Here is a 12,423-nt window from a genome sequence, read left to right as displayed (position 1 = left end):
ACTTTCCGCTTACCGGGCTTTCATGGCAAATCGCACGGAAGCCATTTCATCCAGCTCGTTCTGCTCGCGCAGGAGCATTTCCTGTTGGAATTTCACGTTGGCCTTCTCTCTCGCTTTCAGCCAAACCTGTTCATCCAGCATTTTATCGGTCAAAACGGTTTGTTTGCTTTGCACATTTTGCTGCGCATATTGAACATCCCTATGCTTGCGTGTAATACATTGGTCCAGATGATTAACATAAGCCTGTAATTCCTGAATGGTAGAGAGTGGCGCGCAATCCTCGGCAGCCTTTTGAATGGCTGATATGACCCGATTCCTTTCGCCTACAAGCTGTGTTAATGTCTGCTCCTCAGCCTGCAATTGTCCGACAGCACTGGAAAGCAACCATTCGGCCTGTGACTTTTCGTTGGTTTTCAAGTCTACAACTTTCTGAAAGGAATACTGAAATCTCATCGTTCAACCTTCATCTCCTCGTAAATTCAGAAATCAAACGCTCCCTTACCTCGTCCAGCTCAGCCTTTTCATCTGTTCTTTGTCTTGTAAAATCCCATATATCCCGTATGCGCTCCATGGATTCGTCAATTTCTGCATTTGAACCCTGCTGATAGGCCCCGATATTAATCAGGTCCTCCGAATCTTTGTAAATGGCCATCAAGCGCTTAATGTTCTCGGCAGCATCTATCTGATCTCGTGGTGCGATATCCTTCATAACCCGGCTAATACTCGCTAACACATCAATTGCGGGAAAATGACCTTTGTTCGCAATCCCACGATTCAAGACAATGTGTCCATCTAAAATCCCGCGCACCGCATCCGCGATGGGCTCGTTCATATCATCACCATCGACCAGTACCGTATAAAAAGCGGTTATGGAGCCAGTAGGACCTGTCCCTGCACGTTCTAGAAGCTTAGGTAGACTAGCAAACACGGAAGGTGTGTACCCTCTCATTGCTGGTGGCTCCCCTACGGCTAGTCCCACTTCACGTTGGGCCATCGCATACCGGGTAACTGAATCCATCATCAGCATGACATTCAACCCGCGATCCCGAAAATATTCCGCGATCGTTGTTGCAATAAGTGCACCCTTAATACGGATTAACGCAGGCTGGTCGGAAGTTGCCACAATGACCACGGAACGTTCTAGTCCCTCCGGGCCTAAATCCCGTTCAATAAAGTCCAGCACCTCGCGTCCACGTTCCCCGATCAAGGCAATTACATTCACATCAGCTTCCGTATTACGAGCAATCATTCCCATCAAGGTACTTTTACCTACACCCGAACCTGCAAAAATACCAACCCGCTGTCCTTTACCGATAGTAAGCAACCCGTCGATAGCGCGCACCCCGATACTGATTGGTTCCTGTACACGCGGACGATTCAGCGGATTGGACGGAATATTGAAGGTTGAATATCTCGCCATTCGCGAGGGAATCAATGAGCCATCCAGAGGCTGACCCAAGCCGTCCAGCACTTTGCCTAACAGCTCCGACCCGACCTGCACATTCAACGGCTTCCCTGTTCCTACAACATCACAACCGGGACCAATAGATTGCAGTTCTCCAAGTGGCATCAGAAGCACTTTATTGTCCCTGAAGCCTACAACTTCCGCTTGCAACGGCTTGGCCGTTTTGCCCGGATAAATGTAACAAACATCCCCGATACTGGCGTCCGGACCTTCCGATTCAACCATCAGGCCGATAACCTGCGTAACCTTGCCATTTACCCGGACCGGGTCCAACTGGCGCAAATGATCCATGTAGCGCTGCGCATTAAGCCCCTTCATGTCTTCGCTCCTCATTCTCATGTGCCAGACGCAGTAATTCCTTTTTGATCTCAGCTAATTGCGTATCAATCCGCGCATCCACACTTCCAAAGGAAGAACGGATAACACAACCGCGATCTTTAACGGTACCATCAGGTATAATTTGCAGTTCTGCCTGCGAATCGACAGTTAATGACAATTCTTCTCGTGCACCTTGCACAAATGCGAAATGCTGAGGCGACACACACAATGTAATGGTTCCTTTTTCCCGCTTACGAGCCAAATTTTTACGAATTAATTCAATCGTGTATTCTGGCTCAAGGCTAAGCTGTTTCTCAATGACCTTCTCAGCAATAGCACTACTCAGTTCGACCAGGAAAGGCTCCGCTTCCTGAATCAGTTGTTCCTTAATCTCATAGGCCTGACGCAGAATATCCTGTGCTTCTTCCATCATCTGCTCCGATTTCGTTTGGAGCTCGGCCTCAGCCAGCTTCTGGCCTTCTTCATATCCTTGCTGAAACCCATCAGCTTTTAACGACTGAGTCAACTGATCGTCATGCTCACGTCGTTCCTGCCACCAGGCTTCAATCTGCTGCTGTGCCTCCTGAAGCATCCGTTCCGCTTCTTCAGCTGCCTCGCGAACCTGACGTTCGGCAAAATCCTTGGCATCATTCAGCATTTCATCCCGCAGCCGTTCAGCCTCGTGATCTCGCTGAGGCTCCGGCTCCGTATATTCAGTTGTGATTTCTTCATCCGTCGTTTCTGGCGCATACGTATGTGCCACATCAATTGTTTTCAAAGCCTCTACAGGAACATATTGGAAAGATTTAATCAAGTTAGACAATGATGTCATCTCCTCCGCCGCGTGCGATTATAATCTCACCGGCCTCTTCCAATCTGCGGATCGTCGATACGATACGTGTCTGTGCTTCTTCCACATCACGCAACCGCACCGGTCCCATGTACTCCATTTCCTCTTTGAAGGTTTCTGCCATACGTTTCGACATATTTCGGAAAATCACATCGCGTACTTCTTCACTGGACACTTTAAGCGCCAATTGCAAATCTGCATTGTCGATATCGCGGATAATGCGCTGAATGGAACGGTTGTCCACATTGACGATATCCTCGAACACGAACATTCTTTTCTTGATTTCCTCAGCCAGTTCTGGATCTTGAATTTCAAGCGAGTCGAGAATCGTACGTTCGGTTCCGCGGTCTACGCCATTCAAAATCTGAACAATGGACTCGATACCACCTGCATTCGTATAATCCTGCGTCGCGGTTGCAGACAGCTTTTGCTCCAACACTCGTTCCACCTGGGAAATAACTTCCGGAGATGTACTGTCCATGACAGCGACACGCCGGGCCACATCTGCCTGTTTTTCCTGTGGCAGAGACGATAGAATTGCAGCCGCCTGCTCAAATTGCAAGTACGAAAGCACGAGAGCAATCGTTTGCGGATTCTCATTCTGTATAAAATTCAATATCTGGTTTGGATCAGCCTTGCGGGCAAAATCGAAGGGTCTTACCTGTAACGTCGCTGTTAGACGGTTAATGACCTCAACTGCTTTTTGCGATCCGAGTGCTTTCTCCAATATTTCTTTAGCGTAATTAATACCGCCTTGGGAAATGTACTCCTGAGCCAAACAAATTTGATGAAACTCGGCCATGATGGAGTCCTTCTCAATGGCATCGACCTTCCGCACATTGGCAATTTCCAATGTAAGTTGCTCGATCTCCTCATCACGCAAATGCTTGAATATTTGAGCAGATACCTCTGGTCCCATTGTGATCAGAAGTATAGCTGCTTTCTGTCTTCCCGTTAAACCTTGACTGCTTGCCTTTGCCAATGAACTCACCTCTATTCGTCAGCCAGCCATGTACGAAGCAGATTGACGAATTCGTCGGGTTTCTTTTTCGCCAGACTTTCAAGCTGTTTACGCACTTGACTTTCATTTGTCACACTTTCCATGGTAATAGACGGGAACTCCGTCGGCGTTGGCATGAGTTGCAATTCTTCATCCAACTCTTCTTCCTGCTTACGACGACCGCGTACGATGAGGAAGATTACACCCGCCAGCAGTGCCAGAACAGCAGCTCCGATGCCCCATAGCCAAGGGTTGGAAGCTGAGAAGAATGTATTCGTGCTCGCAGGCGCTGGAACAGCTTGTGAGAACACTGAAACCTTCTTAGCCAAATCAGCGTCTGTAATAGTAGTACCAGAATTCGCCAACGATGCTCTTACAATATTAACCAAAATATTTTGAATTGCTGTCTGAGTTGCAGTATCCAACGTTTGCTGACCTGTTGGTGGTTCAACTGCAACATTAATGGTTAAATCTTTTACAGTGTACGGACTTTGGATAATATCCCTTGCAATTCGGTTAACTTCGTAGTTAATCGTACTTGAGCTCTTATCTGAGCTGGTATTGCCGGAATTAGCTCCTCCCGGGTAGCCCGGAACATCCTGTGTTCCTGTTCCTGCAACTCCTCCGGTTTGTCCACTACTGCCCGTATAGCTTTCCTGAATTTGTTGGGCGCTAATTTCAATACCCTTCATTTTCGTTTGATCAACAGGTGTGACCATTTGTTCTTTTGATGTTACTTTGTCGAAATTTAGCTGGGACATAACCAGCACGTTTACCTTGTCGTCTCCAACAATTTTCGACAAAAATTGTTGGACATTATTCCTTACATCGCTCTCAAACTTCTTCTGTAGAGCCATGTTTTCCTGAACACCACTAGTGAGCCCACCTTGGCCGCCCTTGGCCGTTGGAATCAACTCATATTCCTTATTGGTGATCGTAATGTTTTCCACTGGCAGATTCGGCACGGCCGTTTTTACCAGATTAAAGTATCCGTCGATCGCTTGCTGATTTGGAGTAAAACCAGGCTCGAATTCCATTTGAATCGAAGCGGAGGCTTTGTCCTTTTCTTCAAGTCCGGCAAAAATGTTTTCCTTTGGCATATTAATGACAGCTTTGGAGCTTTGGACACCATCCATCCGTTCCAACAGTTGCTGTATTTCGCCGTTCAATGCATTATTGTACTTCACATTGAACTCGTTCTCCGTCATACCAATCGCAGAGGAGGACTGGTCAAAAGCGCTCATGCCGATTGAACCCTTCTGAATCAGGCCTTGAGACCCAACATCTACCTTCGCTTTATCCGCATTAGCAGTTGGGACTGAGATTTGTGTCCCACCAGCATTAAGTTGGTACGGTATACCCGCAGAATCGAGATATTTAATGACTCCGGCAGCATCGTTAGCATTTAAATCTCGGAAAGCCACTTCATACTCGGTTTTGGTAAACTGCATCGTTAGCACTACAACGGCGATAATGATGAATGCTAATGTCGAAACAAGTAATATCTTCTGTTTTTTGCTGAAATTATTCCAATACCCGGAAATCTTATCCCGATATTGGGCGATTCTCTCGTTCACTCCGTCACCCCATCCGAAACTTTGCTAAACCCTCTTTACATCTGTGTACGCATGATCTCCTGATAGGCTTCGATCGCTTTGTTTCGGACCTGTGTAGTAAGCTGCAGGGAAAGCAGCGCTTGTTGGGAAGTGATCATGACCTGATCTACATCAACTTTGCCTGCCATGAATTGGTCGGACATCTGGTGCGTAGCGGCTTCCTGCTGCCCTACTTCATTGAGAGCATCCTTTAGGAAGGAACCAAAATCCTTCAAGGATTCGGAAGGCGTCGCTTTCGTCAACTCATTGTTAGGCGATTGAATCTGCTGTATTGCCGGTGTCTGTACATTAAACATGGCGTTCTGAATCATGTTTTACTCTCCCTATTAAGTAGTTAGTAGTCCTAGACTTAGCGACCGATTTCAAGCGCTTTGGAAACCATAGCCTTTGATGCATTCAGAGCTGTTACATTGGCTTCGTATGAGCGTGTTGCGGAAATCATGTCGACCATTTCTTTCATAATGTCTACATTAGGCATATATACATAGCCATCTTTATCAGCGTCCGGGTGACCCGGATTGTACACAGGCTTTAAAGGTGACTGATCTTCCTGAATTTGCGAAACCTTAACGCCAGCAGCGCTTGTGCTACTTCCTTCCATTTGAGCCTTCAAAACATCGGCAAAACCAGATTGGTTCGGCTCCAAAACAACCGTTTTTCTCCGATATGGAACTGCTTGTCCATTCTCTACTTTCGCCCGAGTTGTCTCTGCGTTGGCAATGTTGCTAGATATAACGTCCATCCGCAACCGTTGGGCCGTAAGAGCAGATGCACTAATATCAAAGCCGTTGTTAATCTTCACCTAGTCCTATCTCCCTTCTACCGCTGTTCTCATCATCTTGATGCGCTCATTAATTTCTTGGATGTAGGTATTATATCTTAGTTGATTTTCAGCCATAAGACTCATTTCTCTGTCGATATCTACGTTGTTCATATTGTTATTCATGACTGAGTACCCATCTTTGGTGACCGTGGCATCTGGAATGGAGTTCATAGGTCCTATTTGAAAGTGTCTTGAATTGGTTACTTTTCCACGTAGTGGTGTGACATCACCGTCCATTTGCTGCTGAAGCAGTTCTTCAAATGAAACCTCCGAACGCTTGAAATACGGGGTATCCGCATTGGATATATTGTCGGCCATCACACGTTGTCTCGTATTTGCCGCCTGTACACCTGCCTGAAGCTTTTGAAAGCTCATATCACCCAGCAGATTCATTTAGCTCCTCCCTCCCAGCGTCTACTCTAAAGTAAGATTCAATAAAACAAGATTTTTCACTTTTTTTCGACAATAAAATTTCATAATTATACATTTCTTTTAGGTCTTAAGTAGAAAATAATAACTTTCTGTCATATATTCTAAGTTTCGTAGAGTTGGGACCTAATTACAATAAGAAAAAAGCCCTATCTTTTTTAAAAAAGAGGGCTTTAGATGCATAAAATGTTAAATTTTTCAGGTTTATTTCAAGAAAATGAATGTTTTCTTAGCACTTTACACCTGTAAAAGATTATACGTCCTACTTTTGGAATAGACAGAAAAATCATCAACTTGACCATTATCTAGGTCTAAACGACGGTGCAAGATAGTGTTATTCTGGACCTCACACCCTATTTTTAGAAACCCTATTCATAAAATATACTGACTAAGGTCCCTGTTTTGGGCAATATCTCCCAGCTTCTCACGTACATATTCCGGGGTAATGATCATACGATCCAATGTAAGCTCTGGTGCTTCAAACGACAGATCCTCCAGCAGCTTTTCTAGAATGGTATGCAAACGACGTGCACCAATATTTTCGGTGTTGCGATTTACAGACTCAGCAATGCTGGCAATCTCACGGATCGCTTCCGCAGAAAATTCGACTTCAATTTCCTCAGTACGGAGTAGATCAGTGTATTGCTTGGTCAGCGCATTTTTAGGCTCCGTCAGTATCGACACAAACTCATCCAAAGTCAGGCTACTTAATTCCACACGGATTGGAAAACGACCCTGAAGCTCAGGGATCAGGTCAGATGGTTTTGCAACATGAAAAGCTCCTGCAGCAATAAACAGAATGTAATCTGTTCTTACCGGACCGTATTTGGTCATGATGGTAGATCCCTCGACAATAGGTAAAATATCGCGCTGGACGCCTTCTCTCGACACATCGGGGCCGCTACCCTTACCCTGGCTGGCAATCTTATCTATTTCATCAATAAAAATAATACCGGATTGCTCAGCACGCTTCACAGACTCCTGAATCACATCATCCATATCGATCAATTTGGCGGCCTCATCTTGAATCAACACCTTGCGAGCTTCCTTGACTGGTAGCTTGCGCTTTTTCGTCCGCTTGGGCAGAAAACTTCCGAACATCTCCTGCATATTCATACCCATTTGTTCATTCCCTTGCCCAGCAAACATATCGAGCATATTGGGGGCAGTATCCTCCACATCAATCTCTATGACATCATCCTCAAGCTTACCAGACAATAGATCGAATTTAACCTTACGGCGCTTTTCTGCCAAAGATCCATCCTGTTGTGGCGGTTCTTCTTCTACTGAAGTTCCCGTGTTATTGCCAAACAGCATTTCAAAGGGATTACGTTGCGATTTGTTTGACTTTTCTGCAGGTACAAGGATGCTGACAATCCGTTCATTTGCCATGTCTTCCGCTTTGTCCTTCACATTCTCTGTTCGTTCCGTCTTAACGATGCGAATAGAGGTTTCCATCAGATCACGCACCATGGATTCCACATCACGACCGACGTAACCCACTTCTGTAAATTTGGTCGCCTCTACCTTGACAAAAGGAGCTCCCACGAGCCGTGCAAGTCTACGTGCAATTTCAGTTTTACCCACACCTGTCGGTCCGATCATCAAAATATTTTTAGGCACAATTTCATCCCGGATATCATCCGGCAGCTTACTACGCCGATAACGGTTGCGCAACGCAACAGCAACAGATTTTTTAGCTTCCTTTTGTCCGACAATATACTTATCCAGCTCGGATACCACTTGTCTGGGCGTCAACGATTGATTATTCATTTTGCACTCCTCCACCCTTGAATACTCAGAGCCGATTTACAGTTCTTCTACGATAATCTGATTGTTCGTATACACACATATTTCCGAAGCAACCTCTAGCGCTTCCCGTGCCATGTCCTTTGCTTCCATGCCAGACCCATGGCGTTTGAAAGCACGGGCAGCCGCCAATGCAAAATTACCACCTGAGCCAATCGCAAGCACATCATCATCCGGCTCTATAATTTCGCCGCCTCCAGAAATGAGCAACATTCCGGATGAGTCCATCACAATCATGAGCGCTTCCAGCTTGCGCAGGATACGATCCTGACGCCAGTCCTTGGCAAGTTCCACGGCTGCTCTTTGAAGATTTCCGTGGTGTTCCTCCAGCTTATTTTCAAACTTTTCAAATAACGTGATAGCATCGGCCACCGAACCCGCAAATCCCGCAACGACCTGACCTCGATACAATCTGCGCACTTTTTTAGCCGTCTGCTTCATCACAACACTGTTGCCGAACGTTACCTGTCCATCACCCGCAATAGCTCCCTTGCCATTGTGGCGTACAGCGCAGATGGTGGTAGCATGAAAGGACATATCCATAACGCGCTCCTCCTTTTCCTTCATCCTTATGCCTGTACTTCAGCTGACATAACTCCCGTTTCGTTGATATAACCCCGCAAACTTTCCAACGCGCGATTAGCGAGAGCTTCATTTTTTTCCTTTTTGTTACGAATCCGTTTCTCCAACTTTGGAAGCAAACCAAAGTTTGCATTCATCGGTTGAAAATGCTTAAAATCAGCGGTCGTAATATACCGCGCCATGCTACCTAATGTCGTTTCAGCAGGAAATACAAACATTTCCTGTCCACGCGCTGCTCGTGCCGCATTCATCCCGGCCAGCAGACCAGAAGCCGCTGACTCCACATATCCCTCTACACCGGTCATTTGTCCGGCAAAGAATAGATTACTTCTTCCCTTAAACTGATAAGTTGCATGAAGTTGCTGCGGAGAATTAATAAAGGTATTGCGATGCATCACACCGTAACGTACAAACTCTGCCTCTTCAAGACCCGGAATCATTGAAAATACACGCTTTTGCTCCCCCCATTTGAGGTGAGTCTGGAAACCAACCAGATTATACAGCGTTCCTGCGGCGTTGTCCTGGCGAAGCTGAACAACTGCGTGGGGCAGTTCACCTGTATGTGGATTTACGAGACCCACAGGTTTCATCGGTCCGAACAATGCCGTTTGTTTCCCACGTTGCATCATCACTTCGATGGGCATACAGCCTTCGAAATAAATTTCTTTTTCGAATTCCTTGACTTGCGCTACCTCAGCCGCAATCAGAGCCTCATAAAAAGCATCAAATTCCGCTTCGTTCATCGGACAATTCAAGTACGCTGCTTCTCCCTTATCATAACGGGAAGCCAGATAAACCTTGCTCATGTCGATAGAGTCCTTTTCTACAATCGGAGCTGCCGCATCGTAAAAATAGAAATACTCCTCTCCCATCAGTGATTTAATCTGTTCCGACAAAGCCGGAGAAGTTAAAGGCCCCGTCGCAATGACCACAATAACGTCCTGTGGGATTTCCTGAAGCTCTTCATTAACAACCTCGATCAAAGGATGTTGATGAAGCGTCTCAGTAATATGACCGGAAAATCCGTCACGATCCACTGCCAATGCACCGCCAGCCGGAACAGCATGACGATCTGCTGCACTCAGAATCAAGGAGTTTAGTATTCTCATCTCTTCCTTCAGTACACCTACTGCATTCGTTAGGCCGTTTGCCCGCAAGGAATTACTGCATACCAGTTCGGCAAATTTATCTGTATGATGTGCTGGTGTTTTTACAACCGGCCGCATTTCATATAACTTGACTGGCACTCCACGGCTTGCAATTTGCCAGGCAGCTTCGCTGCCCGCCAAACCTGCTCCGATGACCGTTACCTTTTGTAGTTCACTCACGTTTAAATCCCCCTGCTATTGTTGTTCTTAAGAAGTCTCTACGCTCTCATCGCTCTCTTCCAGCATTTCGCTGTGATCGCAGACCGTACAGTTGAGCTTTGTCCCTTGTTTTGTACGTTTTTCGACCATTAGGCTACTGCAACTTGGGCAAGGCTTAATGGACGGTTTATCCCAGGAAACAAAATCACATTCCGGGTAGCGGTCACATCCATAGAAGATACGTCCCTTTTTACTCCGTCGTTCGACGACATGGCCCTCACCGCATGTAGGACAATTAATCCCGATATCCTTAACAATTGGCTTTGTGTTACGGCAATCTGGAAAAGCAGAACAAGCCAGGAATTTACCAAATCGGCCAAGCTTATACACCATTTGGCTGCCACACTTATCACAAATGACATCGGATACTTCATCTTTTATTTCAATTTCTTTCATTTCTTCTTCAGCCACTTCAAGCCGCTTCTCGAATGACTCGTAAAAGTCACTCAACACCTTGACCCAATTACCTTCGCCTTCTTCGACATGGTCAAGATCACCTTCCATATTAGCTGTAAACTCCACATTCAGAATCTCTGGAAAGAACTCCTCCATCTGTTCGATGACCAATTCGCCCAGCTCTGTAGGGAAAAATTTCTTTTCTTCAATAGCAACGTACCCACGTTTCTGAATGGTTTCCAGCGTTGGTGCATACGTACTTGGACGTCCTATACCCAGTTCTTCCAGCGTCTTCACCAGTCGCGCTTCCGTATAACGGGGAGGCGGTTGTGTAAAATGCTGCTTCGGCTCAACCGCTTCTTTTTTTAATTTATCGCCTGGTTGAAGTGGTGGCAGCAGTTTATCTTCTTCGGTTTTACCGTCGTCATTTCCCTCTACATACACTTTCATGAAACCTGGAAAACGAACCTTAGAACCTGCTGCCCGGAATATCGTCTCACCCGCTTCAATATCTACGGACAAAGTATCCATAATAGCAGAAGCCATCTGGCTGGCCATGAAACGTTCCCATACCAATTTGTACAAACGGAACTGATCCCGACTCATAAACGGCTTAACTGTTTCCGGATCGCGTAACGCAGAGGTTGGGCGAATCGCTTCATGCGCATCCTGGGCGTTGGCCGCTTTTTTTGAATATTGACGAGGAGTTTCAGGTACAAAAGCTTCGCCATATTTTTGAATAATTAATTCTTTCGCTTCCTCTTGAGCTGAAGCGGCGATCCGTGTGGAATCCGTACGCATATACGTAATCAGACCCACGGTCCCTTCTTTTCCTAAATCCACACCCTCATATAGCTGCTGAGCTACAGACATCGTTTTAGATGCACGGAAGTTGAGCTTCCGAGCCGCCTCCTGCTGCAAGGAACTTGTTGTGAATGGAGGAGAAGGATTGCGTAAACGCTCTTTCTCTTTCACATCGCGCACCTTGTAAGACGATTTTCCGATAGCTTCCAACACTTCTTGTACTTCCGCTTCGCTGGAGAGCTCTTTCTTTTCACCACGCAGCTTATGAAATTTCGCTTCAAAGGTACTGTCTTTAATAGCTAGTTTAGCTGTAATCGTCCAGTATTCTTCCGGTACAAACTCACTAATTTCGTTTTCCCGGTCCAAAATAATTTTCACCGCAACCGACTGCACCCGCCCAGCGGATAGACCCTTTTTTACCTTTTTCCAGAGCAACGGGCTGATTTTGTAGCCAACAAGTCGATCCAGTATCCGTCGTGCCTGCTGAGCATTGACCAAATCCATATTGATTTTACGGGGTGTTTTAAAAGCATCTTTGACAGCCTGCTTCGTAATTTCATTAAATACAACACGGCAATCTGCTGTATCGTCCAGTTCCAGCGCATGCGCCAGATGCCAGGCAATAGCCTCACCTTCGCGATCCGGGTCAGCCGCCAGATATACTTTTTTTACTTTTTTTCGGGCATCCTTTAATTCTTTTAGAATTGAGCCTTTACCTCGAATGGTAATGTATTTGGGATTAAAATCATTTTCGACCTCTACGCCGATCTGACTCTTCGGTAAATCCCTGATATGACCCATGGAAGCCTTGACGATATATTTACTGCCTAAGTATTTGCCGATCGTCTTCGCCTTGGAAGGCGATTCCACGATGACGAGTGAATCCGCCATAGGCTCTTCCTCCTCTCAATTACACACATGAATATGATAGACTTCCTGAAATGTGGTGAGTTATGACGCAGAG

At 46.0% G+C, this 12,423-nt stretch carries 12 protein-coding genes; all 12 read right to left on the bottom strand.

Annotation, left to right across the window (positions count from 1 at the left end):
• Positions 1-9: 9 nt before the first annotated feature.
• Positions 10-453 carry a flagellar export protein FliJ gene (gene fliJ, locus ACL9RM_RS07065; protein ID WP_013309890.1) on the bottom strand — a complete coding sequence of 148 codons (444 nt, stop codon included), beginning with the start codon at positions 451-453 and terminating at the stop codon, positions 10-12.
• A 10-nt stretch (positions 454-463) separates the two neighbouring features.
• Entirely contained in the window at positions 464-1,783 is a 1,320-nt protein-coding gene (gene fliI, locus ACL9RM_RS07060) for a flagellar protein export ATPase FliI (RefSeq protein WP_069291725.1), read from the bottom strand.
• Positions 1,770-2,606: a FliH/SctL family protein gene (locus ACL9RM_RS07055; RefSeq protein WP_069291724.1), complete on the bottom strand. Its 837-nt coding sequence runs from the start codon at positions 2,604-2,606 to the stop codon at positions 1,770-1,772. The genes fliI and ACL9RM_RS07055 overlap by 14 nt, the downstream gene beginning before the upstream one ends.
• Positions 2,599-3,615 carry a flagellar motor switch protein FliG gene (gene fliG / locus ACL9RM_RS07050; protein WP_013370674.1) on the bottom strand — a complete coding sequence of 339 codons (1,017 nt, stop codon included), beginning with the start codon at positions 3,613-3,615 and terminating at the stop codon, positions 2,599-2,601. The genes ACL9RM_RS07055 and fliG overlap by 8 nt, the downstream gene beginning before the upstream one ends.
• Before the next feature lie 11 nt (positions 3,616-3,626).
• Positions 3,627-5,210 (bottom strand): flagellar basal-body MS-ring/collar protein FliF, encoded by a 1,584-nt coding sequence (gene fliF, locus ACL9RM_RS07045; RefSeq protein WP_013309886.1) that lies wholly within the window; start codon positions 5,208-5,210, stop codon positions 3,627-3,629.
• Positions 5,211-5,245: 35 nt separating this feature from the next.
• Entirely contained in the window at positions 5,246-5,560 is a 315-nt protein-coding gene (fliE, locus tag ACL9RM_RS07040) for a flagellar hook-basal body complex protein FliE (protein WP_061831861.1), read from the bottom strand.
• Positions 5,561-5,598: 38 nt separating this feature from the next.
• Entirely contained in the window at positions 5,599-6,051 is a 453-nt protein-coding gene (gene flgC / locus ACL9RM_RS07035; RefSeq protein ID WP_013309884.1) for a flagellar basal body rod protein FlgC, read from the bottom strand.
• A gap of 6 nt (positions 6,052-6,057) precedes the next feature.
• Complete coding sequence (gene flgB, locus ACL9RM_RS07030) at positions 6,058-6,465, bottom strand: flagellar basal body rod protein FlgB (RefSeq protein WP_250268098.1); 408 nt, start codon at positions 6,463-6,465, stop codon at positions 6,058-6,060.
• 408 nt (positions 6,466-6,873) lie between these two features.
• The gene (hslU, locus tag ACL9RM_RS07025) at positions 6,874-8,274 is read right to left on the bottom strand and encodes an ATP-dependent protease ATPase subunit HslU (protein WP_023988186.1); all 1,401 of its coding nucleotides are present in this window, start codon (positions 8,272-8,274) and stop codon (positions 6,874-6,876) included.
• 36 nt (positions 8,275-8,310) lie between these two features.
• Entirely contained in the window at positions 8,311-8,853 is a 543-nt protein-coding gene (hslV, locus tag ACL9RM_RS07020) for an ATP-dependent protease subunit HslV (RefSeq protein WP_013309881.1), read from the bottom strand.
• A 26-nt stretch (positions 8,854-8,879) separates the two neighbouring features.
• Positions 8,880-10,220, bottom strand: a complete 1,341-nt coding sequence (gene trmFO, locus ACL9RM_RS07015) for an FADH(2)-oxidizing methylenetetrahydrofolate--tRNA-(uracil(54)-C(5))-methyltransferase TrmFO (RefSeq protein WP_414126239.1) — start codon at positions 10,218-10,220, stop codon at positions 8,880-8,882.
• Positions 10,221-10,247: 27 nt separating this feature from the next.
• The gene (gene topA, locus ACL9RM_RS07010; protein WP_250268096.1) at positions 10,248-12,350 is read right to left on the bottom strand and encodes a type I DNA topoisomerase; all 2,103 of its coding nucleotides are present in this window, start codon (positions 12,348-12,350) and stop codon (positions 10,248-10,250) included.
• Between the last annotated feature and the right edge of the window lie 73 nt (positions 12,351-12,423).

It is taken from the genome of Paenibacillus sp. S29 (assembly GCF_049319765.1).
Taxonomy (GTDB): Bacteria; Bacillota; Bacilli; order Paenibacillales; family Paenibacillaceae; genus Paenibacillus; species Paenibacillus polymyxa_B.
The sequence above is the reverse complement of the archived record's forward strand: the minus strand, read 5'-3'. Positions and strand labels throughout refer to the sequence as shown.

Bases quoted from the DNA above. Each gene is read 5' to 3' on its own strand.
- fliE (WP_061831861.1), bottom strand. From the start codon at position 5,560: ATGATTCAGAACGCCATGTTTAATGTACAGACACCGGCAATACAGCAG.
- flgB (WP_250268098.1), bottom strand. From the start codon at position 6,465: ATGAATCTGCTGGGTGATATGAGCTTTCAAAAGCTTCAGGCAGGTGTA.
- fliJ (WP_013309890.1), bottom strand. From the start codon at position 453: ATGAGATTTCAGTATTCCTTTCAGAAAGTTGTAGACTTGAAAACCAAC.
- hslU (WP_023988186.1), bottom strand. From the start codon at position 8,274: ATGAATAATCAATCGTTGACGCCCAGACAAGTGGTATCCGAGCTGGAT.
- topA (WP_250268096.1), bottom strand. From the start codon at position 12,350: ATGGCGGATTCACTCGTCATCGTGGAATCGCCTTCCAAGGCGAAGACG.
- fliI (WP_069291725.1), bottom strand. From the start codon at position 1,783: ATGAAGGGGCTTAATGCGCAGCGCTACATGGATCATTTGCGCCAGTTG.
- hslV (WP_013309881.1), bottom strand. From the start codon at position 8,853: ATGGATATGTCCTTTCATGCTACCACCATCTGCGCTGTACGCCACAAT.